The organism is Halanaerobium praevalens DSM 2228, assembly GCF_000165465.1.
Lineage (GTDB): Bacteria > Bacillota > Halanaerobiia > Halanaerobiales > Halanaerobiaceae > Halanaerobium > Halanaerobium praevalens.
This window is the reverse complement of record NC_017455.1, coordinates 299,205-323,834: the sequence shown is the minus strand read 5'-3', so window position 1 is coordinate 323,834 and position 24,630 is coordinate 299,205. Positions and strand designations below refer to the sequence as shown.

Here is a 24,630-nt window from a genome sequence, read left to right as displayed (position 1 = left end):
TCTTAAACACTCCTCATTTTATTATTTGCCAAAAATTAAAGTCTTAATTATTACTGGCACTACTTTTCCTTTAGCCAAAGGTTTACCAATATCAATATAATCACCATTATTTACTTTAATCCCATCTAAAGAAATAATATTTTCTTTCTTTTCTAAAAGACGGTTAATTGTCTGCCCTAAAACTTTAGCAGCATCATTTTCTAAAATAATGATTAAGGGAAGTTGATTTGAAATAATAGTATCCATTCCACTAACTATAATTTTGGCTAATTCGGTAATTTCTTTAAAAGAAAAATTGCTTTTTCCTTTTAAAGCTAGAGCAACTGGCTGTAGTTCTGATTCTAAATCAAACCAATCCAGCTTTTTCTTAATAATCTCGATTAATTCAGCTGAGTCAGCTTTTTCTTCTTTAGCTGTAATTTTAATAATAGGAACATTTTTCAGAGGGAAAACATCTCCATTATAAGTAATAGTACTACCACTAATATCAGTGGTATGACTACCTGCTCCAACTACTGTTGCCCTAATTGTTTCAGCTGCTTTTACTATTTTATAATCTTGGTAAAGTGGAGATTGAGTTATTTGTTGGGCCAAAAGTATACCAATATCGTTGAAAGCAAAAATGTTTTCTCCTGGCTCAATTTCTTGGCCTATATAATCAGCTACTCCTCCAGAAAATGAGATGTAATCTGGCTCAATTTTCTGGCTTAAACCGTGATTAGTTATTAAGTACTGATAAAGATCACTTTTTTCTTTTGCAGCAACTGTTTCGACTAAGATTGCTGCCATTTTTTCAGTTATCTTTTTCAGATCAGACTGTTTTAATTGAGTATTTTCTTTAATTTCAATCCCAATTTCAGCAGCTAACTTTTTGATTTTTTCGGCTACATAAATTATTTGATTATCTTGATCAAATTTAATTAAACGACCACCAATATCTAAACAAGCTGTATCAATAATCTCACCTGAATCAAAAACGGATATGTTTGTAGTACCACCTCCTATATCAAAATTAATAACTATTCTATTTTCTTTTTTTGATAACTGGGCTGCTCCTGCTCCTTTACCAGCAATAATAGATTCTAAATCTGGACCAGCAGTTGCTACCACAAAATCTCCAGCTAAATCACTGAGTTGTGCAGAAATTAAGCTAGCATTTTTTTTGCGGGCTGTTTCACCAGTTATAATGACAGCTCCAGTACTAACTTTTTCTTTATCAATTCCGGCCTCTTTAAATTCTTTTTCTACAATTTCTTTTATCTTTTCACCATTAATTTCAGTTTGAGAAATTAAGGGAGTAAAATAAATATTGCTTTTATAAATAACTTCTTTATCAATAATATTAATTCTAGGGACGGTAAAGCCTGAAGCCATATTTTCTAAAGTTATTTCACTAAATATAACTTGAGTTGTTGAGGTACCAATATCAATGCCAACACTTAAAATTTTATCCAAGTTCTCACCTCCAAGTTTAACTAGAGTTTTAACTTTTTTATAAAAAATAGGCCAGCTTAGGATAACATCTAAACATAGTTATCCCTAAACTGGCCCCATTGCCTTTGCAAAACACCCCATTGTGTTTTGTAATTATTTATTTGTATAATTTTTAAATTAAATTTCATTTTTAAAATCAAAAACAATTTTTGTTCCCTGTTGACTTGATTCTAAATCTAAATGTCCACCTAATTTATCATTAACAATTGTTTTTACAATTTTAAAACCTAAACGATTTTTCTTTACTTCTTCAATATTAAAACCTAAACCATTATCACTAATTGTAATATTAGAATAATTATTACCTTGATAAATTTTAACCTTGATCAAACCATCTTTTTGATCTTCAAAAGCATGTTTTAAAGCATTTTGTAAAAGTTCATTAACTACTAAAGCAATCGAAGTTGCTTTTTCAGAATCAATAATAAAATTATCTCCTAATAATTTGATCTCAATATTTTTATGCTCATTTAAAAAATAAGCAGCGGTGTTTTCAATAATTTTATTTAAAATACTTTTAATATAGACTTCGTTTATTTCATTTTGAGAAAGTATATCATGAGTAACTGCAATACTTAAGATCCTGTTAATACTAACTATTAGAGCTTGTCGCCCTTCTTGATTATCAACTCGACGTGCTTGCAAACGCAGCAAGCTAGCTATCATCTGCAGATTATTCTTTACTCGATGATGTATTTCTTCTAGAGCAACTGATTTTAAAACTAACTTTTTCTCTTTTTTCTTAACTTCAGTAATATCCTTAATTAACATAACTAAACCAGCAACATTATCTTTGCCGTACATCATAGAATAATTTACTTTTAAAATCATATCACTAAGACTAACTTCAAAACTTTCGGTTGAATTCACTTCTATTGCTAATTCTCTAAACTGTTTTTGGCCTAGGGTTAAATTATTAAAATGCATTCCTTTAATTTGATCTTTATAGCCTAAATCAGAATATAATTTTTTAGCAACAGTATTAGCATATTTAGCATAACCTTGGCTATTAAAAATAATAATTGCATCATTAATATAATTAGCAATCACATCTTCAGATTCATCTAATGAAAGTAAATCTGAAAGTTGTTCTGTTGTTTCAGTTAAAATTTCCATCTGCTTATTCTTTTTAATATCAGCTGTAATATCGCGCTCCATAATGAGAACACCTATTACTTTACCTAACTTATTTTTAATTGGCTCTACATTTTGTTTTACCTTTTTATTTTCTTGGGTTAAAGCTTTTAAATCTCGAGTTCCAACTCCAGTTTCCATTGTTCTTAGAGCAGCTGGCTCATTAGTTCTAACAGCTAACTCACCTACAACAGATCCTTGATAATTAGAAATCGCTTTTGCTCCTCGAGGTTTTGCTTCAGCCACAACTAAAAGAGCATCTGGATCATCAATTGGACAATCAATAAAAACATCAGCTTTAACTAAATTAGCAATTCTCGGTAATTGCTCAGCTAATTTTTCTAACTGTTCAATATCCTGTTCACTAAGTCTGGTCTCTTTTTGACAAAGTTCTCTGAGCATTCTAATTACCCAGGCAATTATTGTTAATAATAATTACATGAGCTATCTCCTTCATTGAACATCTTTTATCCATACTTAATTTCCGAATTTTATTATAAGCTGCTTCTTCCGAGAGGCCTTCAGAATCCATTAAAATCCCTTTAGCTCTGCTGATTAATTTTCTTTTTTCTAATTTACTTTTTAAAACTTTAATATTTTCTTTAATATCTACCATTTCTTCGCCTTTAGCAATGGCAAGTTCTATTACAGGTAATAAGCTTGCTTTATCTACAGGCTTAACTAAATAACCCATTATACCTACCTCTTTTGCCTGACTGATAAAATCTTTGTTACTATAGGCAGTTAAAAAAACTATTGTTTCAGCTAATTCTTCTTCTTTAATAATCCTAGCTGCCTTAATCCCACTTAAAAGTGGCATTTTAATGTCAAGTAGAGCAAGATCAGGTTTGTGCTGACGACAAGCTTCAATAGCATCAAAACCATCTGAGACTTCAGCTACCACATTGTAACCTTCCTCAGTCAAAATCTCTGAGATATCCATGATAGTAATAGGTTCATCATCGGCTATTACTATTTTCTTTCCCATAGTCTTCCCCTTTCTCACCTAAATCATTTTATTTTTAAATACTTTTTTAATTCTGCTAAGCCTTCTTTTGTGATAGAGCTAATTTTGAAAATTTTATTAACTCCTGCTCTTTGCAGAATTTTTTCTGCTTGTTCTATTTGGGCAGAATCTTTATCTATTTTAGTTATTACACCCAAAATATTTTGATTAAAAGTTTTAGCAAAATTCGGCGGAAAAACACTATCATGATCAGTAGCTGCTTGAACTAAAACCATGTTTTCACATTGGTCTACTGAAGAAATAATAGCATTATAATAACGCCTACTTTCAATGTATTCACCAGGTGTATCAATAAATTCTGGATAATATTCCATTGCCTGTGTTTTATTATACCTTATTTTTTCCGAACTTAAAAGCTGAATTAAGGTAGTTTTTCCACTACCACTTTTTCCAATCAACATTGCTTTTTTCATTTAAGTGCTCACCTATTGTTATGTTCGAGTAATTTTAGCTGGAGTAAAATCTAATATATTCTGTAAAATATTCATAATTTCTTTAACTGATGATTCAACACTTGCTACATCTCCAGTAATTACTAAAGAACCACTGAAACGGTCTATAAAGCCTATTTCGATACCCGCTGCCTTTGTGGCAACATCGGCTGCAATAATTGAAGCTTCACTGGGAGTAATAGTCAAAATTCCTATTGCATCATTTACCTGATCAACTAAACCTAATTTCTGATAAATCCCTTCTTGGGGATTAGCAATTATATGTGCTAAAGTCACCTGTTTTCCAGGTACAAATTCCTGAATTATCCTTTGTTTTTCTACAACTTCTTCTTTTTCTCCCATAAGAACCCTCCATTTTGAAACTTTTTTCTCAAAAAATAGTAAAAGCCTGTATAAAAAGGACATAAATATCCCTTTTCTACAAGCTTCTTTGCTTATTAGTTATGATCACACTCCATTGTGCAATCTACTATTCATTTTTCTTAGAAAAATTGTATCATAATAAGTTAGTAAAAGCAAGAACTTTTAGCAATTAACTCAAGTTTTTATTTTTTTAAAGGATTTTTGCCTCTTTTGCTAAAATATAAGCATTAGAACAACTAAATTAATTTTAAAAAAGGTGGTCAAAATGAATAATAATAGTTTAGCTTTAATAGAATTTTCCAAAATAGCGGTTGGAATTGAAACTGCAGATCAAATTTTAAAAACAGCTGCAGTAGAAATAGTTCATTCTAAATTTATCTGTCCTGGTAAATATAGTGTTTTATTTGCAGGTAGTGTTAGTGCTGTAGAAACTGCCTTAAATTCTGGCTTAGAAATTGCTAAAAACAAAAAAGCTTTAGTTAATCATTTTTTGCTAGCAAATATTAATCAACAAGTTAAAGAGCTTTTATTAAAAAAAAGAAAGAAAAAAGATATAACTGATTCTCTAGGAATTTTAGAATATATTAATATTAGTTCTACAATTCAGGCTGCTGATATTGCAGTTAAGGCAGCTGAAGTTGAACTATTAGAACTTAAATTAGCAATGGCTATTGGTGGTAAAGGTTTTGTTATTTTCAGTGGAGAAAATGAAGCCTGTAAACAGGCTATTAAAGCAGTAGAATCTGCTTTAGGTAATAAGCATTTAATTTCTAAAGCCTTAATTTCAAGTCCTGAACCAAAATTAATAGCAAAAATATTAACTTAAAAATAAAGGGAGCAAAAGCTCCCTTCTTTTTAAGCTTTCATTTACAAAGTTTCTCTCTAAATTTAAAGTTTTTTAGCTGCTACCATACCTAAAACAGCAGCTGGATCTTTAGGACTTGAATAAGGAGGAGCATAAGCGAGATCAACCTGAAATAACTCATCAGCTGTCATCCGATTATAAATGGCTGTAGCTAAGACATCAATCCTCTTATCTGAACCACTACCACCAATCACTTCTGCTCCAACAATAACTCCACTTTCTTTTTCAAATACTCCTTTAAGATGAATTGGAGCTGCTCCAGGGTAATAACCAGCATGATTACGAGCTTTTATTTTAACTTCAAAAGCATCAATACCAGCAGCTTCGGCTTCTTCTAATGTTAAACCTGTAGTAGCTGCTGTTAAATCAAAGATTTTAGTAATACCTGTCTTTAAAATACCATAATGTTTAGCATCTCCCCCAGCTGCATTTTCACCAGCGGTTCTTCCCTGTTTATTTGCTGTTGAACCTAAAGGAATCCAAACTGGTTTATTTGTTAAAAGATCAGTAGATTCTGCACAATCTCCTGCTGCATAAATATCTTTAAGGTTAGTTTCTAATTTTTGATTAACTTTAATTGCTCCACTTTCTCCAACTTCTATTCCTGCTTTTTGAGCAAGTTCTGTTTCTGCTTTAATTCCAATTGAAAGCAAAGCTAAATCAGCCTCAATTTCTTTACCAGAAGCTGTAACTACTTTTGCTAATTCTTTTTCTCCCGCAAAATGGTCAACCCCATCACCTAAAATTAGTTTTACCCCTTTTGCTTCTAGATGTTCTGCTACAAGCTCTGCCATTTCTGGACTGAATTGTGGTAATACTTGTTCTTGTAATTCAACCACAGTAACTTCTATTCCTCGCTCACTAAAAGCTTCTGCCATTTCTAATCCAATTAGTCCTGCTCCAATAATTGTTGCTTTTTTAACTTGACCAGAATTTACAGCTGCTTTAATTTTATCAGCACTATTAACAGAGCGTAAAGTGAAAATATTATTCAATTCTAAACCAGGAAAAGGAGGCTCAATAGCAGTTGCTCCTGTAGCTATTATTAATTTATCATATTCATAACCACCTTTTTTAGATTCCGCTAAATGATCATAGTAAATCATTTTTTTAGCTGGATCAATTTCTTTAACTTCATGCTCTGTTCTAAGCTCAACTCCATATTTATCGGCAAAAGTCTGAGCAGTAAAAGCTAAAAGTTGATCTCTTTCTTCTATTATATCGGATATATAATAGGGTAGACCACAACCAGCATAAGAAATGTCAATTCCTTTTTCGAAAACAACTATCTCTGCTTCTTTGTTTGTTCTCCGTGCTTTAGCTGCTGCACTAGTTCCAGCTGCAACTGCTCCAATTACTGCAATTTTCATTTTAATTCCTCCTAATTAATATTTTAAATAATTTATATTTATAATCAATTTTAAGTCAAATAATAGTTTTCTCTCTAAATATACTATTCTAGATTAGTTTTTTTCCTCCTTTTTTTAAAAGTAATTATTCTTATTTAAAAACTTAAAAGTTGATTTTGACTAATTAAAACAATTTAAAATTAAAACTAAAAATTCTAAATAATATTTCTTTTGTATTTTTCTTGACTAAATAAGCAACCTGTGCTATTATATTTATTGCAGTCAACAAAACTGTATAGGTTTTGCCCTCATCGTCTAGGGGTCTAGGACACCAGGTTTTCATCCTGGCGGCAGGGGTTCGAATCCCCTTGAGGGTACCATTTTGTGATTAAGGCAGTCAATAGGCTGTCTTTTTTTATATTTAAAAATAAAATTTGATTATTGTGAATTTTAAATCAAAAATAATAAGACTAACTTAATTTAATCTAATTAGCCTTATTTTATTCCTAAAAACTTTCTGATTTTATTTTTAGTTTTGACAAATTTTCTTCGCTTCTGTCTTGCCTTAGTAACTTTTTTTTGATAATACTTCCAATTTTTTGGAGCATAATTTTTAAATAAAATCTTTTTTTCCTGCTCAGTAAATTTCAATCTTTTAAGATCATCTATTTTTTCTTTTTGTGAAAGATTTTCCTTAATTCTACCCCGATTTAAATCAATATAATATAATTTAGGCTTAATTTCGAAATCTTTAACTAAAATATTACCTGCATGTAAATCATTATGGACAATCTTTGCCTGGTGCATTTTTTTAATTTCTTGACCCAGTTTAGGCATTAATTCTTTAACTTTATATCTTTCTGGATGTTCAAAATTTTTAGCAATATCGAGCAGATTAAAATCATAATCAACATAGTCAGTTATATAATAGCTAAAGATAAGTTGATTAGTCTTACCCCTTTTTTCAATAACAGCTAAGGGAGCAGGTGTTTGGAGGCCAATCTTCTCTAAAGCTCTAGCAAGGTTGAGTGAACGCTCTGCTTTAGATGGCAGCATTCTAAAACGAAGTTGATCATAAGTTTTAGTTAAATGAAATTCTTTAACTGCTATTTCTTTTTTTAAAATCTGATCATTTATTTTAGTGATTGTATTTCTTTTATCATATAAAACTTTTTCATTTCTAGATTTATTTTCTAAGCCAAAACAAAATTCATCTAAAAAGGATTCTACCCATTTTGGATTAAGATCACTACGAATAGTAATCTTAACCCCTTTTTTTTCGTAGTTTAGAAAAGAATTACTTTTTAAGTTCATAATATTTCATCCCAATTTAGTAAATTTCCTGCAGCCATTCCACTTCTCTTTTTAAGCCTTCTTTAAATGATACTTGTGGCTGATAACCCAATAGTTTTTTAGCTTTAGAAGTGTCAGCAGAAGTATGTTTTACATCTCCCTTAACTTTTGATGTATAATTAATTTTAGTATTACAATTTGTAAGCTCTTTAATTAAATCAAGAGTATCATTTAAAACTATTCCTTTACCCGAACCGCCAATATTAATAATTTCACCAGCTGGAGCTTTTTGAGCAGCTAAAATATTAGCTCGTGCAATGTCACCAACATAAGTAAAATTTCGACTCTGTTTGCCGTCACCAAAAATATTAATTTCTTTACCTGTTAAAAAAGCTTTAATAAAAATATGAAAAGCCATATCAGGACGCTGGCCCTGACCATAAACAGTAAAATAACGCAGTGAAACTGTAGGTACCTTAAAGTTTTTATAATATAAATAAGCTAAATTTTCTCCAGCCAACTTAGAAACTCCATAAGGAGAAACTGGCTGTAATCTATTTTTTTCCTGCATTGGCAGCTGATCTGTATCACCATAGACTGAAGAAGATGAGGCATAAACAAATTTCTTTAATTGCTCAGCTTCTCTGGCCGCCTCCAATAATTTTTGAGTTAAAAGAATATTGTTTTGATTATATATTTCAAAATCCTCTCCCCAGCTTGATCGAACTCCAGCTTGAGCAGCCTGATGATATATATAATCTATATCTTTTAATAGCTTTTTTAAATTAATCTGCAAAAGATCTTTTTCTAAAAAAGTAAAGTTAGGATTATCTAATATATTTTTTATATTTCTTTCTTTCAAATCACGAGAATAATAATCTGTAAAACAATCTATACCAATTACTTCTTCACCTGCATTTAATAGTTCCTTGGCTAAATTAGAACCAATAAAACCTGCTGCTCCTGTAATTAAATGTTTCAATTATATCACCCCAAATTAATTTAATGTTTTATTAAAAATTTTTTCTTCAATATTATCAATCATTTTTTTAAAGGTATATTTCTCAGCAGCAATTTCTGCTGATTTTTGACCCATCTTAACCCTATCCTTGTTTTCTATCATCTTGATAACTTGATTAGCAATATCTTCAGGATTTTTATTTTCTGCCAAATATCCATTAACTCCGTCCTGCACAAATTCTGGAATAGTGATTGCTTCTGTAGAAACTATTGGCAAACCTGCCATCATTGCCTCCAAGATTACCCAGGGAGATCCACCCTCATAAATAGCAGTATGGACCATAAAATCAGCCTGTTTTAAAATAGATGGTATATCTTTTCTAAAACCAGTAAAAATAACGTTATCTTTGACCCCAAGTTCTTCGGCTAATTTTTTATACTTATTTTCTTTACCACCTAATTTACCAACAAATAACACCTTGAAATTTTGATGTTTTTCGATAACTTTGGGCAGAGCTTCAATTAAATATTGCTGAGCTTTTTGACGACACATTCTGCCGATATTTACTAAAATTAGTTCATCCTTTTTGATTTCAAATTCATCTCTCAAATCAAACTTGATTTCAGGTTCTAAAAAATTATCCTTTTTAACACCTTTATAAACTAATTTTTGTTTACTTTTATCCAAAACACCCGCTGGGATATCTTGCAAATTCATATCTCGTGTAATTTTGGAAATTGACATAAAATCTGTAATAAAGTATTTTAAAAATAAACGATTATAAAACTTATTTTTTATAGGTTTAGCAATCGCTCTGCGATAAATAATTTTTTCTGTACCAGCAATCTTACCAGCTATTGAACCATATTTAAAATGAGATGATTGAGCCAAAAAGATGGCATCAATTTTATTTTTTTTCAGGTACTTAACTAAAAAACCAATTCTTGCTGGATTTAAAAATGTTCCGTCACCAATATGATCTATGCCTGTAACATTAAAATCCTGTGCAATAGATTTATAATAAAATTTAGAATCAGTTTTAGCTAAAATAAATATATTATAATCTCTTTTTTGTAATGCAGCAGCAGTTTTATAAAACCAGGCCTCTAAACCACCCCAACCTGTTCCCGTATTCATAATTAAAATATTTTTCATTATAATTTACAACCCTCTTCTTTTTTATAAAAATCCAACATTTTTTGGTAATTATCTTTTTTACTATGATTTTGCATTTTAGCACTTGCTTGCTCAGAAAAAGTTCGTCTTACTTTATTATTCTTAAGTTTTTTTATATATTCAACCATTTTTTTTACATCATCAGCTACTTCTAAAATATATCCATTTTGATTTTTATCAATTACTCCGGAAGCACCGTTATCTTCAGTAGTAATTACTGGCAAACCAGAAGCCATTGCTTCTAAAGTAACATTAGCACAGGGATCATAAGTAGACGGAAATACAAAAACATCAGCTGCCGCATAATATTTTTCTACTTCTCTTACTGGACCAATAAATCTACATCTATCTAAAACAGACAATTCTTCGGCTTTAGATTTAAATTTATCTATATCACCCTTACCAACTATCATCAGCTTGGCATTTTCTAAATTTTTAAGTGCTTCTAATACATATTTTAACCCTTTTCTTTTAAATCCAGTTCCTAAAAATAATAAAACATAGTCATTTTTAGTAAAATTATGTTTTTTTCTAATTGCTTGAGAAAACTTATCTTTGTTATTTAAATTAAATTTTTCTAAATTCACACCATTATGATTAACAATTATATCATCTGCTGGAACATCATAAAGCTTAATAATATCATCTTTAACCATTTGTGAAACTGCAACTATTTTTTTATAATTACCTTTTTCAAAATCCTTTGCTTCATAATATCTTGTAAAGTAATCCTGTAAAGATAATTTATATTCAATTTTCTTTTTAAATTTATAAATTTTATTTTCTAGACTACTTAAATATTTATACAAAAAAACTTGATGACAGCCTCCACCAATTCGAATAACATCTCCAAAACCTAACCTCGAAAAACTTTGAATTATATCAAAGTTATATTTTTCAACTTCTTTTTTGGCAGCTTTAGCAAATATATGTTTATCTATTCCTAAATGCTTTCCCCAGGCAGAAACAAGATGATAGATAACTCCTTCTGCTTTAGAGCTTTCATCAACATTTCCAGTTATAACATGTACTTCATGGCCTTTTTGAACTAAAAATTTTGATAAACCAACCATATATCTTTCTGTTCCGCCATGGGTAGTATATTTTTTATGTATCAGTGCTATTTTCATATCAATCTATCACCATCACTATTACTATATTTTTTCTAAAAAATTTATTATTTTTTTTCCTCTTTTTTCCCATAATAAATCATTTTGTCTTTTCTGAATATTATTTTTTAATTCATTGTACAAATTTCTATCTTTATTTAATCTATCCATTTGATTTGTTAATTCTCCTGTTTTCCCTTTTTTATAAAATAACCCACAATCGTTAGTCACAATATCTCTAATTGATTTAATATCGCTTCCAATTACAGGTATAGAATAAGAAAAATAATCAAATATTTTAACAGGTGAACTTACATAGTTATTATAAAAATTATCAATTGCAGGAACAATACCAATTTTAATTTGAGATAAATAATAATCTAACTTTTTTTGATTTACCCATCCTGTAAATTTAACACTATCTGAAATGCCTAATTTTTCAACCAATCTATGACATTTTTTTAAATTATTCTTTTTACCCCCTACAATTAGTAACTTAATAGAATTATTTTTAATTTTGCTATAAGCATAAAAAATTTCTTCTACTCCTTTATTTTTGCTTAAAGATCCTACATATCCAATATATTTTTTATTCCAATTATTATTTTTCTTTTTACTATAAATTCCAGGTCTAGCAATAAGATAATTTTTTTGCGATATGTTCTGTTTTAAAATTTCTTTTTGAGGATTATGCAAACATATTATACCATCAATTTTAGGTAATATTTTTTTTTGTATTTTTACTTCTTTTTTCCTATTCTTTTTCTCCCTTAAATGTGGCGCTGCATATATATGGTGTGTTTCAAATACAATTTTTATATTATATAATTTCTTTAATAGAAATAAAAATGGTAGTAACTTAGTATTCCTAGTTATTATAACATCAATTTTCTTACTTCTATTAAGTTTTATAAACCCTTTCATGAAATTTAAATATAAAATAAACTTAGTTCTTGAAATATACTTCTTAAAAAGTTTTATTTTGAAATTTCTTCTTGGGTTTATGTTAAATTCATTAGATAATATTTCAGTTATATCTCTTTCATTAGTATTATTTACAGCAAATAAAAATATATTATCAGTTGTAGAATATTTAGAAATACCATCACAAGTAGATGTACAAAAATTAATACCTGGACATTTAGAAGGCCATTTTCTATCATACATATAAATAATATTAATTTCTCTCTTCCTCCTTTTGGGATTTTTTATATCAATTCACTTTTTCCCCAGGCCTTTAAAATATTAAATGTTTCAGCTTGAATAGCCTGGTAAAGATTCATTTTTTCTAATCTCTTATAATTCCTTATGAGATGCTGCAAAAATAATTTCCGATCTGCACTTTTTAGCTTTTTGCTTCCCATTTTAGCAAGACCTGAATAACTGTGAGCATTAAACTTAGCTAGATTTCGAATAATTCTTTTTTTAGTTAAATAAATTGACTGCCTAAAATTATCTAAATCCACTAAGGATAATTTTAATTTATCATCAAAATTAAGTAGTACCCCAGGTAGATTTGGATCTCCATTAAGATAATTGTTTTTATATAATTTACTCCATAACTTAGCTAAACTAATAATAATTTCTTCTTTTTCTGCTGCAGAATAATCTTGCTCAGCCAAAAATTGCTGTAAATCTGTCCCACCAAAATCCTTGGTGATAAATACACTATCAACAGTAAGGTGGTTATGTTTGATTTCAGCTGCTAATACAGGTTTAACTACTGAAATACCATTTTCAATTAAATCATTACTGAGCTTAAAAGAATTATAAGCAGCTGATTTTCTGAAGATATTTTTTAGTTTTTTATCAAAACTGCGATAACAATATTTTTTAAAATAATAACTTTCTGAATCAATAATGGCTTTATATACCTCTCGCTGGTTACCTTTTTTTATTAATTCAAATTTTTTTTTATCAATTCTTTTATTTCTCAAACAATATTTAGTCATTTCTAGCATTTCATTTGAAGCTTTTTTATTATAATAAAAATCTATTCCATCTGATTTTTTATTTTTAATTTTCATTATTGAACTCCCCTATTTCAATTTGATAGTTCAGCTTTTTGCTCATTAATTTGAACTATAATTACAGCTAGAGCAATTAAAAACCAGAGAGTTCTACCTACTACTGATTTTGAAAAATTGGATTCTGTCATTCCCTGAATAACAAAGGCTCCTACAAAGGAAGAAAAAACACTTAAAATAAATAACTTAGAAAATTTATCTTCAATTTTTTTATATGCTAAATATAAATATTTTAAAATATCAAAAAATAAATAAATTAAAGCAGAAAAGCCAAGAATTCCAGTCTCAGATAGAAAATTAAGGTATGAATTATGAGCATGAGAAAAAGGTGGAACACCTTCCTGTTCATAACCAGATTTATAAGCTGGCCGAAAATTATTAATACCTACACCATTAACAGGATTATCTTTAAAAATAATTAAAGCACTCTTCCATAAACCTAAACGGGTTGTATTACTTTTATTATTTTTTAAATCTGTAATACTAATTATCCGGTCCTGAATAGCAGCTGGTGCTAATAACACTATCACTATTAAAGCAATCAAAAAGATAGGAATAAGTTTCTTTTTATATAACCAAAAAGTCATAAAAGACCCACCTGCAAAACCTAGCCAAGCTCCACGTGATTTATTTAAAATCAAGGTAACTAAAAGTAATATTAAGGCTGAAGCAGATAAATATTTAAATTTAAGGCTATTTTCAGCAAAAAATAAATAAGTCATCACAAAAATAGAATACATTAAAAGCAAAGCACCAAAATCTAAAGCCATAAATGTAGAATCTATTCTGCTAATACCCTGATATAGATATTGATAAAACACTCCATAAAGTGAGGATAAAATAATTGACAGCACTCCAAAACCAAACATTTTCTTAACCGTTTCTAAATCCTTAACATTGTTAACAACAGTATAAAAAAGAAGAATTACAATTAAATAATCTTCTAAGCCCTCTAAACTTTGCTGAAAATTATAAGTACCAATAAAAGATATCAATATTGCTGCAAAAAGAAGCCAGATTGCATTACTAAAAGGTACAGCCACAAAAGAAATCTCTTCTGATTTTATTTTTTTAATCATCATTTTAATTATCCAGGCTAAAAAAGCAAAGCCCATACCTATACTTGAACCACCAATTGAAATTGCTGAGCTAAACATCATAAATAATAAACTACCTATTATAAACTTATCTAAGCCCTTTAAAACTTTATTCATATTTGAATTCCACCTTAGTTATAAAATCTTTTTAATGTTATTTACCATTATATCTGTAGTGAATTGCTTTTCTATTAATTTTCTGGCATTAAAAGAAAGTTGATTTCGATTAGCGTTTTTTATCATTTTAATCATCTTTGAAGCTATATCTTTAGGATTCTTATTTTTAGCCAAATATCCCACATCTTCATTAATTAATATTTCCTCCACTGAAGGAATATTTGAGGCAACTATCGGTGTGCCTACCGCCATTGCCTCTAAAATAGTGTTAGGACAACCTTCCCACAAAGCAGTATGAACTAAAAAGTCACTCTGATTTAAAATATTATAAATATCACTGCGAAATCCAGTAAAAATAATATGATTTTCCAAGTTGTATTTTGATACCATAGTTTTTAATTCTTTTTCTGAATCTCCTTTTCCAACAATTAAAACTGTAAATTTATCATAATCATTTTTAACAATAGAAAGAGCTTCAAATAAATATTTGTGCCCTTTTTGTTCTGTTAAACGACCAATTTTAGAAATTAAAATTTCTTCAGCATCAATATTAAACTCGTTCCTTAAATTACTATTGTTTTGATCAAGCTCCGATTTGATTATCTCTAAATCAACACCATTGTAGATTATATCAATTTTACCTTTTTTAAACCAACTAGAAGTATTTTTTAATAATGACTTCTTTACAGCAATAGAATTAGCAATTACATTTGTTAAGCATTTATTAAATAAAAATTTATTATAAAATCTATCTTTAATTGGTACTGCTAAACCCCGCCGATAAATTATCCGCTCTAAACCAGCTAATTTACCCGTAATACCACCAAACTTTAAATCTTGAGACATATTTAAAAACATAATATCAATTTTATTTCTTTTTAAAAAATCAACAAAAACTTTAACCTTAATTGGATTCAAAACTGTTATTCCACTTTTAACTTCAATCTCTTTAGTCTTAATTCCAGCTTCTTTTGCTCGCCTAAATAATTCTGTTTCTCTGCCAGTAGCAATAAAAATATCAAATTCTGGATCTTCATTTAAGATTTTAGCTGTAGTGAAGGTCCATTTCTCTCCACCACCCCAAACAGGACAGCTATTTAAAAAAACAATTCTTTTCATTAATTTTCATCCCCAAAGTTATTTAATTCCCAAAGTTTAACTGCTTTTAAAAACTGATAATAAGCTGATAAAACTGATAATATCAAACCCTGACTACCAAGTAAAAACCCTTTTTTAAATAAATATTTTTTTATAAACTCCAAAAAAGGTCGAATTAAAATATAAGCTATTCCTACTGATTTACCAGACTGGTATTTTTTTTCTGCATCAAGACTAGTATATTGATTAATTTTGGCTGTATAACTTTCTAAATCCTGATATGTATAATGAATAAAATCATTTTTAAGTTTCGCAATCTTTCCATCTATCTCTGGTGATTCATGCACTAAACCACTATATCTATATCTGCTTTGAAAAAGTCTTAAAGTATAATCAGGATACCAACCACAGTATTTAATCCATTTACCTAAAAAATAATTTTTGCGAGCTATCTCATAACCTTCCGCTTTAGCTTCAGATTGATTTAAAGTTTCTACTATTTCAGCTCTTAAATCTTCAGTTACTCTTTCATCAGCATCAATTACAAAAACCCAATCTGTTTTAATTTTTTCTAAGCCAAAATTTCTTTGACTAGCAAAATCTTTAAATTCATTTGCATAGAAATCAACATTTTCATGCTGCTGACAAAGTTCTTTAGTTTGATCATCACTAAAAGAATCGATTACTATAACTTGATCAACCCAGCTAATACTAGCTAAACAGTCTTCAATATGCTTTTCTTCATTATAGGTTAAAACTAGAGCACTTAATTTCTGCATTAAATCAATTCCTCTTCTTTTAGCCTTTTTACTACTAAATCAGGTGTTAATTCTCGCATACATTTAAAATGCCCAAGTGGACACTCATGTTCACCACAAGGTCGACAGTTAAGATCAATATTTTTAATTAAGATATTTTGACCTTTACCGCGAGGAGCGTATTTTTCTTCATCAGATGGCCCAAAAATAGTAAAAGTATTTGTACCAACTGCTGCTGCTACATGGATTGGACCAGTATCTCCACTAATTACTAATTTAGCCTTTTTTAAAATAGCAGCTAACTCCAGCAAAGATGTTTTTCCACTTAAATTATAAATTTGCTTTTGATTTTCAATCTTATTACAAATATAAGCAACTCTTTCTTTGTCAGCCGAACCACCAACAAATAATATTTTATGTTTTTGAGCAGCTAAAAGATCAGCAATCTCAGCAAAATATTCTTCTGGCCATCGTTTTGAATTCCAGCTCCCACCTGTATTTAAAACCAAAAAATCATTTTCTAAGCCAATCTCTTTTAATTTATTTTCTGCCTTTTTGTGATAGCTTTTTTCAAAATCTAAAACAGGGTAAGCACTTTCAGTTAAATTCATTTTTTTCTGCTGCTCATTTAAATTAGGAATTAATAATTCACTGTCTTTAAGTTGCTCCAAAAAATCAAGATAAAATTCTATCACATGTGAAGCATTACTTTTTTCAATTTCTTGGTCTAAAAATAGGCCTCTACCTTGGCCCCCATAACCAATATTTTTATCAGCTGCAATTAATTTTAAAAGCAAAGCTGTTCTCCAATTACCATGGATATTAAGCCCTAATTGGTAATTATTCATTTTTAATTTCTTAGCAAATTTATAAGAACGAGTAGTATTCCAATTTTTATTATAGCTATAAACATGATCTAAATTTGAATTAGACCTCATTATTTCAGCAAAATTACTATTTGCTACCAAATCAATTCTAGTCTTCGGAAAAAGCTTTCTTAAACCAGCAAAAAAAGGATGAGCAAATAATAAATCTCCCAAATATAAAAGATCAATAACTATTATTCTATCTATTTTTTCCACAATAATCATTCCTTCTCTAAATATCACACCTATAAATTACAAGTAAAAGGTTAACTTTGAAAATAAAGCAAAAATAATTTTGAGCTCAACAAAATAATTAACCATTTAATTTCTTGTTAGCAATCCTTAAGACTTGCTCTACACTAATTGACTTCATACACTGCATTTTGCGGCTGCAGTGTCGGTCCCAACAGCGAATACATTCTAAGCTATTATCTTGAATAACAGTATGACCTTTACCATAAGGGCCATGAGTTGTTGGTGAAGTTGGACCCATCAGTGAAATAACATCTAAATCCACAGCAGCTGCCAAATGAGTAGGTCCAGTATCTCCACCAATATAAAGATCTGCTCTTTTATAAAGCTCTGTTAACTCTTCTAAATCAGTTTCGCCAGCTAAATTACTATAAGAATCAGTAAAAGAAGATTCAAAACTAGCAATTGCTTCTTTATCAGAACTAGCCCCTGTAAAAATTATATAATAACCAGCTTGAATAAGCTTATTTGCTAAACTAAAATAACGGTCTAAAAACCAATTTTTAGATTCCCAAGTAGTAAAAGGATTGATAATAACTACTTTTTTATTTAAATCAATATTTTCTCTAGCAAATAAACGGCTAACTCGACTTTTAATGACAGGTGTTATTTTTAGACCATAATCAAGCGATTCAGTTGCAGCTCCTAAAGCTGAAGCTAAATAAAGGTTTCTTTCAACTTGATGCATTTTTTTAGCTGGAATATCAATTTTAGCTTGATAGACAAATTTACTTAATTCTCTCCCATCAGCTGGCCCTAAACGCAGTTTTGGCTTAATCAAATAAGAACTTAAAGCACTTTTAAATAAGCCGTGTAAATCTAAATTTATATCATAATTATTTTTTTTCATTTTTTTAAAAAAGCCAAAAAAAGATTTTACTGTTTGTACCACATCTTCATTTAACATTTGGCGCCATTTTTTACGTGGTAGCAAAATAACATTGTCTAAATAAGGATTTAACTTAACTAAAGGTAAAGCTTTAGCTTCAACTAACCAATCGATTTGAGCTTCAGGATATTCTTTTCTTAAAGCAGAAGCAACTGGTAAAGCATGTATTACATCACCAATAGCACTTAACCTTGTAATTAAAATCTTTTTAACATCTCTATCTTGCATTATAATCTTCTCCCTGTTTTAAAAGCACTTCAATTAGCTGTAAATGCTTTTTAACTGAACCTCGATTTTGATCTATTAGTTTAGCTGCTTTAAGTGCTAATTGTTCTCGATACTGTTCATTAGCTAAAAGCTGATAAGTCTTTTTAAAAAACTGATCAATATTTTCAATTTCAAAGGCTACTTCCTCATCAACTAAAAAATTTCTTTGCTCTTTAAAATTATACATGCTCTGGCCAAATAAAACAACCTTCGCCCGAGCTGCAGGCTCTATGATGTTATGACCGCCCCGCTCAATTAAAGAACCACCAATAAAAACTAAATCTGCATAAAAATATAGATCGGCTAATTCACCCATAGTATCTATAATTATAATGTCTGTCTGTTGATCTAATTTAGCTTTTTCTTTTTTTAGTTTTGAATATAATGAAGCTGAAATATCTTTTTTATAACACAGTTCTAAAATTTCTTCTCGCCTTTCAACATAGCGAGGTGCAATTAAAATTTTAAGTTCAGGAAAATCAACTTTAAGCTGTTGGTAAAGCTCTAAAATGATTTCTTCTTCTCCCTGATGTGTACTGCCTGCTATTAAAACTTTAGTTTCTTCTCTTAACTGTAATAGTTCTTTTTTAGCTACTATCTCTTTTTGACTTGGAGTTTTCAATTCGAGATCATATTTTAAATTACCATTGATACAAATATGATCAGGTGCTGCGCCTAATTTTTCAATTTTAGCTGCTGCTTCTTGCTGCTGCATACTAAAAACATCTACTCTTTTTAGTACATCAGCTAAAAGTGATCCCAAGTATTTATATTGGTCAAAAGAATCATCACTAATACGCCCACTAGCTAAAATAAGCTTAGTTCCTTGTTGATCTAAAGCTTTAATCAAATTAGGCCATAATTCCGTTTCAATCATGATAAAAAGATCTGGCTTAAAAAAATTAACTGCTCTTTTAACAACCCAATTTAAATCAAAGGGAAGGTAAATAATTAAATCAGCAGCTTCTATTTTTTCTTTAGCTAATTTTTTACCACTAGCAGTCATAGTCGAAAATATTATTTTAGCATCTGGATATTTTTTTCTCAGTTCAGATGTTAATTTTTTGGCTGCTAAAGTTTCTCCAGCTGAAGCTGCCTGCAGCCAAATAACTTTTTTAGCTGGAAATAAAAGATCTAAGTTTTGATCATAAAAAGCAAAGCGCTCTTTTAAATTAAGCTTTTCTCCACTTTTTTTGCTTTTTAAATAATAATAGGGGAGTAATAAGACTATTAAAATTGATAAAAGTAGATTATAGATTAAATACATTATTGCTTCCCCCTTTAATTAATAATTTAAAAATAAATCTAATTATAAGTTTTCCAGCGTTTATGTAACCAGAGCCAGTCAGCTGGATTTTCTCTAATTTCTTTTTCTGTTAAATTCAGCAAACTTTGTAATCTTTTTTTAAGTTCAGCCTCAGAAGTATTTTGACTAATTTTTTGTGGTGGATAAATTTTAAGTTTATGGTCTAAAAAATTTTCCCTTTCCAAAAAAGCTGGTACAATTACAGCACCAGTTCTTTGGGCAAATTGAACAGCTCCAGCATATGTAGAAGCATCTCTATCAAAAAAATTGAGTTTCCAACCTTTACTGCGAGCATCTTGATCACCCAAAATAGCTACTATTTCTTTAGCTTTTAATTTTTTAAAAGCCTGTCTTACCGCTAAACCTTTTGGAATAACACCAATTCCAATTTTATTTCTAATTTTATTTATTTTTTGATCAAATAAATAATTTTTCTGTTTTTTAGCAATTGAATTAATCTGATATCCTTTCAAAGCTAAAACTGCTCCCAACAACTCCCAATTACCAAAATGAGCAGTATACAAAATAACTCCTTTGCCTTTTTTTAATGCTTGATCTAAATATTCTAAGCCTTCAAATTCGACCATTTTTTCTATATCTTCTTTAGTTAAACTATCTTCGATTAAAAACTCAGTTAAATTATAACCTAAATTCTGATATACTTTTTTAATTAACCTTTTTGATTCTTTTTCATTAACTGCTAAAGCCTTTTTTAAATTTAGCCGAGAATGTTCTCTTCTAGCTGGACTAAGTAAATAAGCTAAATAACCCACTAAACGTCCCAAATAAAGACCAGCTTTATCTGGCAATTTTTGAAGAACAAATCTCAAAATATTGTATAAAAAAATACTTATTTTATCTTTCATATTTAGCCTCTTTTATCTTTAATAATTAGGCTTAATTTCCTGATTAAATTGACTGTTAATTCAACTAAAAAACTTTAGCCCTTAATAAATCTTGGAAATTAAGCATTGCCACTGGTTTTTCATTTTCAACTACTGGTAGATCATTTATTTCTTTAGCTTCCATAATTTGTAGAGCTTCTGCTGCCAATTTGTCTGGAGCAATAGAAATTGGATCAATAGTCATATATTTTTTAACAGGTTCTTCAATAAAATCAGAAGACTTTTCTAATAAACGTCGAATATCTCCATCAGTAATAATTCCTTTGAGATCACCATTTTGATCAACAATAGAAGTAGAGCCCATCTGGCTTTGGGTCATCTTAAACAAGGCACCCCGTACAGTTGCATCAATAGCAACTACTGGGTTTTGTTCTCTAATCTTAATTACATCTTGGACTTTAGTTAATAGTTTACGTCCTAAAGAACCACCTGGATGAAAAAGGGCAAAATCTTCTGGACTAAAACCATAATAGGAAGAAAGAGCAATTGCTAAAGCATCTCCTAATGCTAAAGCAGCTGTAGTACTAGCAGTGGGAGCTAAATTATGAGGACAAGCCTCTGAAACAACATCTGCTTTTAAAACTAGATCTGCATGTTCAGCCAAAGTAGAACTTCCATTTCCAGTTAGGGCAATTAATTTAACCCCAATTCTTCTTAAAGAAGGTAAAAGCGAAATAACCTCATCTGTTTCTCCACTATTAGAAACAGCAATTACTACATCCCCTTCTCTAATCATTCCTAAATCACCATGTAAGCCTTCTCCTGCATGAACAAAAAATGCAGAAGTGCCTGTGCTAGAAAAAGTTGCTGCTAATTTTTTAGCTACTAAACCTGTTTTACCAACTCCAGTAAAAACAACTCGTCCTTGAGCATCAATAATCATTTCCATTGCTTTTTTAAAACTGCCATCAAGCTCAGCTTTTAATTTTAAAACCGCATCTGCTTCTATTTGCAAAGTGTTTTTAGCATCTTCTAAACCTACTTTTAATTTTTCTTCACGCTTAGTTTTGCTTATTTTTGTCATTTTAGTCACCTAGTTTTTAATAATTTATTTGCTCACAATTTTTGACTGCTTGATCAATTGCTAAACCTTGTTTTAAAATTTCTTCCAAATTAACTAAAGGAATCATATTAGCTCCATCACTTTTAGCTACAGCTGGGTTATCATGAACTTCCATAAATAAAGAGTCAATTCCAGCTGCTAAAGCTGCTCTCATTAAATAAGGTACATATTCTTTTTCTCCGTCAGAACTGTCACCGGCACCACCAGGTAATTGAACAGCATGAGTTGCATCAAAAACAACAGGATAACCAGTTTTGCGCATCCTTGGTAATGAACGCATATCAACAACTAAATTATTATAGCCAAAAGAAACACCTCTTTCAGTTAAAATAATCTTTTCATTACCTGTACTTTCTATTTTAGCTACAACTTGATCTATATCCCATGGTGCCAAAAATTGACCCTTTTTAACATTAATAATACTTCCAGTCTTACCAGCTGCTGTTAACATATCAGTCTGACGAGATAAAAAAGCAGGAATCTGCATAATATCTAAAACATCTGCTGCAGCTGCTGCCTGTTCTGGTAAATGAATATCTGAAATAACAGGTAAATCAAACTCTTTTTTTACCTTTGCTAAAATTTCTAAACCCTTTTCTAAACCAGGTCCCCGATATGATTCAATTGAAGAACGATTTGCCTTATCAAAAGATGCTTTAAAAACATAGGGAATTCCTAACTTACTTGTAATTTCTTTAATTCCTTCTGCAATTCTTAATACCCGATCTTCTTCTTCAATGGCACAAGGGCCAGCCAAAAGCACAAAAGGTTTTTCCTGGTCTCCAAAAATTACTTCTTCATTTAATTTAACTTTTTTAAGCATTTTTTACCTCCATTTAGTTGCCTATTTAAACAAAATTTTAACTTAATTTTGCCTAGCTGCAAGTTCTTTTTCAACTAATTTAATATCTTCTTTGCGATCAACTCCGATTAGTTTAGCATTTGTTTCTATAACTTTTATTTGATAGCCGTTTTCTAGAGCCCGGAGTTGTTCTAATGACTCTGCCTTTTCTAATTCAGTCTGCTGCATTTTAGCATATTTTAACAAAAAATCACGGCGATAAACATAAAGACCTATATGTTGATAATAATTTTTATTTTTAACTGTTTCAGCTCGATAATAGGGAATCGGTGACCGCGAAAAGTAAAGGGCATAATCATTTTGATCAGTAATTACTTTAACCAGATCAGGATTCTCTGCTTCTGCTGCAGTTATTTTTCTTTTTAAGGTACTCATTTTCAATTCTGGTCTCTGAGCAAAAACTTCCAGCGCTGGAGCAATATCTTGAGCTCTAATTAAGGGTTCATCTCCCTGAACATTAACTATTAAATCAGCTTCAATTTCTGCAGCAGCCTCGGCAATTCTATCTGTTCCACTTTGATGTTTAGCATCTGTCATAATAACCTGACCACCAGCTTTTTCTACAGCTTTTTTTATTCTTTGATCATCTGTAGCAACATAAACTTGATCTATTAACTGACAGGCTTTTACTGACTCATAAACTCTAACAATCATTGCTTGCCCTGAAATTTTAGCTAGGGCTTTAGCTGGGAAGCGAGTAGAATTATAGCGAGCCGGAATCAAAGCAGCTGTTTTTAGTTTATTCATTAAAAAATACACCTCAAATTATTATTTAGATTCTCCATTTTTAATTTTAGTTTTAACTATTTCCAGCAATTCTTTTTTAGCTTCAATTTTTAAAGAAATTGGTAAATAATAAAAAGGAAGTTCACCAATTATTTCAGCAAAATCAAATAATTTAACTGCATCTTTTTCTGTAGTTAAAATCAAATCTGCTTGAGAAGCTGAATACTGATCAAGCAGAGTTAATAGATCTTCTTTTTGATAATTATAATGATCTTTAAATATTTTATAGCTAACCAGTTTTGCTCCAGCAGCCTCTATACTTTTTTGAAATGCTTCTGGACTACCAATTCCTGAAAAAGCAAAAACCTTTTTCTCCTTTAAAAAGTCAATTTTTTCTTCAGTCTGAGAAGCTACAGAAACACAGCTTTCTAATTGAGTTTCTGCTCTAAAAACCCCTTTATTTTGAGGGTTAAATTTATTTAAAGAATTTTTCAATTCATTAACCCGACTAAAATCAACATTTTCACTTCGATTTAAAAGAAAAAGATCAGCTCTTTTTAAAGCAGTAAAAGGTTCTCTTAATAATCCAGCTGGCAAGACTTTTCTGTTGGAAAATGGGTTTTCAGCATCAATAATTACTATATCCAATTTACGTTTTAATTGGTAGTGTTGAAAACCATCATCAAGTAAAACTAAATCTGCCCCCTGAGCTACAGCCAACTTTGTTCCTTGATATCTATTAGCTGACCTAATAAAAATTAAATTTTCGCTTTTTCGGGCCAGCATAAAAAGCTCATCTCCAGCCTGAGCAGCTCCTGCATATAAGTTCTTTGGATCTTTAATCAAAAAAGGTTCTTCAACTTCTTTGGCAGCACCATAACCCCGACTAATAATTGCTATCTTGTAATCAGCTTTTAGTTCAGTTGCTAAAAAATCTGCAAAGGGAGTTTTTCCAGTCCCACCTGTAGTTATATTGCCAATACTAATTACAGGTACTTGGGCTTCTTTTTTCTTTAAAATATTTTTTTGATATAAAAAAGATCTAAATTTTGCTAACTGAGCATAGATTACAGATAGTAAAAGTAAAACAAAGCGGATTAATGCTGCTATTTTACCTTTTTTAGAACCTTCTATTATTTTTTCTACATACTTACTTATATAATTCATTATTAAT

At 29.8% G+C, this 24,630-nt stretch carries 24 protein-coding genes and 1 tRNA gene; 2 read left to right on the top strand and 23 right to left on the bottom strand.

Annotated elements, in window-relative coordinates:
- Positions 1-21: 21 nt before the first annotated feature.
- From eutA to HPRAE_RS01395, 5 genes are all read right to left on the bottom strand, one after another.
- Positions 22-1,455 (bottom strand): ethanolamine ammonia-lyase reactivating factor EutA, encoded by a 1,434-nt coding sequence (gene eutA, locus HPRAE_RS01415; protein WP_014552466.1) that lies wholly within the window; start codon positions 1,453-1,455, stop codon positions 22-24.
- Between the two features lie 156 nt (positions 1,456-1,611).
- Positions 1,612-3,030, bottom strand: a complete 1,419-nt coding sequence (locus tag HPRAE_RS01410; RefSeq protein ID WP_014552465.1) for a sensor histidine kinase — start codon at positions 3,028-3,030, stop codon at positions 1,612-1,614.
- 1 nt (position 3,031) lies between these two features.
- Positions 3,032-3,616 carry an ANTAR domain-containing response regulator gene (locus HPRAE_RS01405; protein WP_014552464.1) on the bottom strand — a complete coding sequence of 195 codons (585 nt, stop codon included), beginning with the start codon at positions 3,614-3,616 and terminating at the stop codon, positions 3,032-3,034.
- Positions 3,617-3,639: 23 nt separating this feature from the next.
- A complete protein-coding gene (locus tag HPRAE_RS01400; RefSeq protein WP_014552463.1) occupies positions 3,640-4,068 on the bottom strand; it encodes a EutP/PduV family microcompartment system protein in 429 nt (142 codons plus the stop codon).
- Between the two features lie 18 nt (positions 4,069-4,086).
- Positions 4,087-4,449: a BMC domain-containing protein gene (locus HPRAE_RS01395; RefSeq protein WP_014552462.1), complete on the bottom strand. Its 363-nt coding sequence runs from the start codon at positions 4,447-4,449 to the stop codon at positions 4,087-4,089.
- A 286-nt stretch (positions 4,450-4,735) separates the two neighbouring features.
- On the opposite strand from HPRAE_RS01395, the gene HPRAE_RS01390 reads away from it, so the two are divergent.
- The gene (locus HPRAE_RS01390) at positions 4,736-5,296 is read left to right on the top strand and encodes a BMC domain-containing protein (protein ID WP_014552461.1); all 561 of its coding nucleotides are present in this window, start codon (positions 4,736-4,738) and stop codon (positions 5,294-5,296) included.
- Positions 5,297-5,358: 62 nt separating this feature from the next.
- Here HPRAE_RS01390 and HPRAE_RS01385 read toward each other — a convergent pair whose 3' ends face one another.
- On the bottom strand, positions 5,359-6,705 hold the full coding sequence (locus tag HPRAE_RS01385; RefSeq protein ID WP_014552460.1) for an FAD-dependent oxidoreductase: 1,347 nt from the start codon (positions 6,703-6,705) through the stop codon (positions 5,359-5,361).
- Between the two features lie 283 nt (positions 6,706-6,988).
- Here HPRAE_RS01385 and HPRAE_RS01380 point away from each other — a divergent pair.
- A tRNA-Glu gene (locus HPRAE_RS01380) sits at positions 6,989-7,064 on the top strand.
- Between the two features lie 115 nt (positions 7,065-7,179).
- Here the strand turns inward: HPRAE_RS01380 and HPRAE_RS01375 are convergent.
- The 17 genes from HPRAE_RS01375 to lpxK form a co-directional block, all read right to left on the bottom strand.
- Positions 7,180-7,998 (bottom strand): lipopolysaccharide kinase InaA family protein, encoded by an 819-nt coding sequence (locus HPRAE_RS01375; protein WP_014552459.1) that lies wholly within the window; start codon positions 7,996-7,998, stop codon positions 7,180-7,182.
- A gap of 16 nt (positions 7,999-8,014) precedes the next feature.
- On the bottom strand, positions 8,015-8,959 hold the full coding sequence (locus HPRAE_RS01370) for an NAD-dependent epimerase/dehydratase family protein (protein WP_014552458.1): 945 nt from the start codon (positions 8,957-8,959) through the stop codon (positions 8,015-8,017).
- A 15-nt stretch (positions 8,960-8,974) separates the two neighbouring features.
- Positions 8,975-10,093, bottom strand: a complete 1,119-nt coding sequence (locus HPRAE_RS01365) for a glycosyltransferase family 4 protein (RefSeq protein ID WP_014552457.1) — start codon at positions 10,091-10,093, stop codon at positions 8,975-8,977.
- On the bottom strand, positions 10,093-11,244 hold the full coding sequence (locus HPRAE_RS01360) for a glycosyltransferase family 4 protein (protein ID WP_014552456.1): 1,152 nt from the start codon (positions 11,242-11,244) through the stop codon (positions 10,093-10,095). The genes HPRAE_RS01365 and HPRAE_RS01360 overlap by 1 nt, the downstream gene beginning before the upstream one ends.
- A 24-nt stretch (positions 11,245-11,268) precedes the next feature.
- Positions 11,269-12,390 carry a glycosyltransferase gene (locus HPRAE_RS01355; RefSeq protein WP_014552455.1) on the bottom strand — a complete coding sequence of 374 codons (1,122 nt, stop codon included), beginning with the start codon at positions 12,388-12,390 and terminating at the stop codon, positions 11,269-11,271.
- Between the two features lie 41 nt (positions 12,391-12,431).
- Positions 12,432-13,250: a lipopolysaccharide kinase InaA family protein gene (locus HPRAE_RS01350; RefSeq protein WP_014552454.1), complete on the bottom strand. Its 819-nt coding sequence runs from the start codon at positions 13,248-13,250 to the stop codon at positions 12,432-12,434.
- Between the two features lie 17 nt (positions 13,251-13,267).
- Positions 13,268-14,464 (bottom strand): O-antigen ligase family protein, encoded by a 1,197-nt coding sequence (locus HPRAE_RS01345; RefSeq protein ID WP_014552453.1) that lies wholly within the window; start codon positions 14,462-14,464, stop codon positions 13,268-13,270.
- 18 nt (positions 14,465-14,482) lie between these two features.
- Positions 14,483-15,583 carry a glycosyltransferase gene (locus tag HPRAE_RS01340; RefSeq protein WP_014552452.1) on the bottom strand — a complete coding sequence of 367 codons (1,101 nt, stop codon included), beginning with the start codon at positions 15,581-15,583 and terminating at the stop codon, positions 14,483-14,485.
- The gene (locus tag HPRAE_RS01335; protein ID WP_014552451.1) at positions 15,583-16,341 is read right to left on the bottom strand and encodes a glycosyltransferase family 2 protein; all 759 of its coding nucleotides are present in this window, start codon (positions 16,339-16,341) and stop codon (positions 15,583-15,585) included. Before HPRAE_RS01335 ends, HPRAE_RS01340 begins: the two co-directional genes overlap by 1 nt.
- Complete coding sequence (waaF, locus tag HPRAE_RS01330; protein ID WP_245528272.1) at positions 16,341-17,411, bottom strand: lipopolysaccharide heptosyltransferase II; 1,071 nt, start codon at positions 17,409-17,411, stop codon at positions 16,341-16,343. The genes HPRAE_RS01335 and waaF overlap by 1 nt, the downstream gene beginning before the upstream one ends.
- A gap of 88 nt (positions 17,412-17,499) precedes the next feature.
- Entirely contained in the window at positions 17,500-18,555 is a 1,056-nt protein-coding gene (locus HPRAE_RS01325) for a glycosyltransferase family 9 protein (RefSeq protein WP_014552449.1), read from the bottom strand.
- Positions 18,545-19,861 (bottom strand): 3-deoxy-D-manno-octulosonic acid transferase, encoded by a 1,317-nt coding sequence (locus HPRAE_RS01320; protein ID WP_014552448.1) that lies wholly within the window; start codon positions 19,859-19,861, stop codon positions 18,545-18,547. The genes HPRAE_RS01325 and HPRAE_RS01320 overlap by 11 nt, the downstream gene beginning before the upstream one ends.
- 38 nt (positions 19,862-19,899) lie before the next feature.
- A complete protein-coding gene (locus tag HPRAE_RS01315) occupies positions 19,900-20,766 on the bottom strand; it encodes a lysophospholipid acyltransferase family protein (RefSeq protein ID WP_014552447.1) in 867 nt (288 codons plus the stop codon).
- A 64-nt stretch (positions 20,767-20,830) separates the two neighbouring features.
- Positions 20,831-21,829: a KpsF/GutQ family sugar-phosphate isomerase gene (locus HPRAE_RS01310; RefSeq protein ID WP_014552446.1), complete on the bottom strand. Its 999-nt coding sequence runs from the start codon at positions 21,827-21,829 to the stop codon at positions 20,831-20,833.
- 16 nt (positions 21,830-21,845) lie between these two features.
- Positions 21,846-22,691 (bottom strand): 3-deoxy-8-phosphooctulonate synthase, encoded by an 846-nt coding sequence (gene kdsA, locus HPRAE_RS01305; protein ID WP_014552445.1) that lies wholly within the window; start codon positions 22,689-22,691, stop codon positions 21,846-21,848.
- Positions 22,692-22,733: 42 nt separating this feature from the next.
- Positions 22,734-23,477 carry a 3-deoxy-manno-octulosonate cytidylyltransferase gene (gene kdsB, locus HPRAE_RS01300; RefSeq protein WP_014552444.1) on the bottom strand — a complete coding sequence of 248 codons (744 nt, stop codon included), beginning with the start codon at positions 23,475-23,477 and terminating at the stop codon, positions 22,734-22,736.
- A gap of 21 nt (positions 23,478-23,498) precedes the next feature.
- Positions 23,499-24,623, bottom strand: a complete 1,125-nt coding sequence (lpxK, locus tag HPRAE_RS01295) for a tetraacyldisaccharide 4'-kinase (protein WP_014552443.1) — start codon at positions 24,621-24,623, stop codon at positions 23,499-23,501.
- Between the last annotated feature and the right edge of the window lie 7 nt (positions 24,624-24,630).

What these genes read in the sequence shown, in the direction of transcription:
- HPRAE_RS01405 (WP_014552464.1), bottom strand. Translation starts at nt 3,616, where the DNA reads ATGGGAAAGAAAATAGTAATAGCCGATGATGAACCTATTACTATCATG.
- HPRAE_RS01365 (WP_014552457.1), bottom strand. Translation starts at nt 10,093, where the DNA reads ATGAAAAATATTTTAATTATGAATACGGGAACAGGTTGGGGTGGTTTA.
- waaF (WP_245528272.1), bottom strand. Translation starts at nt 17,411, where the DNA reads ATGATTATTGTGGAAAAAATAGATAGAATAATAGTTATTGATCTTTTA.
- HPRAE_RS01320 (WP_014552448.1), bottom strand. Translation starts at nt 19,861, where the DNA reads ATGTATTTAATCTATAATCTACTTTTATCAATTTTAATAGTCTTATTA.
- HPRAE_RS01385 (WP_014552460.1), bottom strand. Translation starts at nt 6,705, where the DNA reads ATGAAAATTGCAGTAATTGGAGCAGTTGCAGCTGGAACTAGTGCAGCA.
- HPRAE_RS01360 (WP_014552456.1), bottom strand. Translation starts at nt 11,244, where the DNA reads ATGAAAATAGCACTGATACATAAAAAATATACTACCCATGGCGGAACA.
- kdsA (WP_014552445.1), bottom strand. Translation starts at nt 22,691, where the DNA reads ATGCTTAAAAAAGTTAAATTAAATGAAGAAGTAATTTTTGGAGACCAG.
- HPRAE_RS01400 (WP_014552463.1), bottom strand. Translation starts at nt 4,068, where the DNA reads ATGAAAAAAGCAATGTTGATTGGAAAAAGTGGTAGTGGAAAAACTACC.
- HPRAE_RS01355 (WP_014552455.1), bottom strand. Translation starts at nt 12,390, where the DNA reads ATGTATGATAGAAAATGGCCTTCTAAATGTCCAGGTATTAATTTTTGT.
- HPRAE_RS01310 (WP_014552446.1), bottom strand. Translation starts at nt 21,829, where the DNA reads ATGACAAAAATAAGCAAAACTAAGCGTGAAGAAAAATTAAAAGTAGGT.
- HPRAE_RS01340 (WP_014552452.1), bottom strand. Translation starts at nt 15,583, where the DNA reads ATGAAAAGAATTGTTTTTTTAAATAGCTGTCCTGTTTGGGGTGGTGGA.
- HPRAE_RS01350 (WP_014552454.1), bottom strand. Translation starts at nt 13,250, where the DNA reads ATGAAAATTAAAAATAAAAAATCAGATGGAATAGATTTTTATTATAAT.
- HPRAE_RS01325 (WP_014552449.1), bottom strand. Translation starts at nt 18,555, where the DNA reads ATGCAAGATAGAGATGTTAAAAAGATTTTAATTACAAGGTTAAGTGCT.
- lpxK (WP_014552443.1), bottom strand. Translation starts at nt 24,623, where the DNA reads ATGAATTATATAAGTAAGTATGTAGAAAAAATAATAGAAGGTTCTAAA.
- HPRAE_RS01390 (WP_014552461.1), top strand. Translation starts at nt 4,736, where the DNA reads ATGAATAATAATAGTTTAGCTTTAATAGAATTTTCCAAAATAGCGGTT.
- HPRAE_RS01375 (WP_014552459.1), bottom strand. Translation starts at nt 7,998, where the DNA reads ATGAACTTAAAAAGTAATTCTTTTCTAAACTACGAAAAAAAAGGGGTT.
- HPRAE_RS01335 (WP_014552451.1), bottom strand. Translation starts at nt 16,341, where the DNA reads ATGCAGAAATTAAGTGCTCTAGTTTTAACCTATAATGAAGAAAAGCAT.
- HPRAE_RS01345 (WP_014552453.1), bottom strand. Translation starts at nt 14,464, where the DNA reads ATGAATAAAGTTTTAAAGGGCTTAGATAAGTTTATAATAGGTAGTTTA.
- HPRAE_RS01395 (WP_014552462.1), bottom strand. Translation starts at nt 4,449, where the DNA reads ATGGGAGAAAAAGAAGAAGTTGTAGAAAAACAAAGGATAATTCAGGAA.
- kdsB (WP_014552444.1), bottom strand. Translation starts at nt 23,477, where the DNA reads ATGAATAAACTAAAAACAGCTGCTTTGATTCCGGCTCGCTATAATTCT.
- HPRAE_RS01315 (WP_014552447.1), bottom strand. Translation starts at nt 20,766, where the DNA reads ATGAAAGATAAAATAAGTATTTTTTTATACAATATTTTGAGATTTGTT.
- HPRAE_RS01410 (WP_014552465.1), bottom strand. Translation starts at nt 3,030, where the DNA reads ATGCTCAGAGAACTTTGTCAAAAAGAGACCAGACTTAGTGAACAGGAT.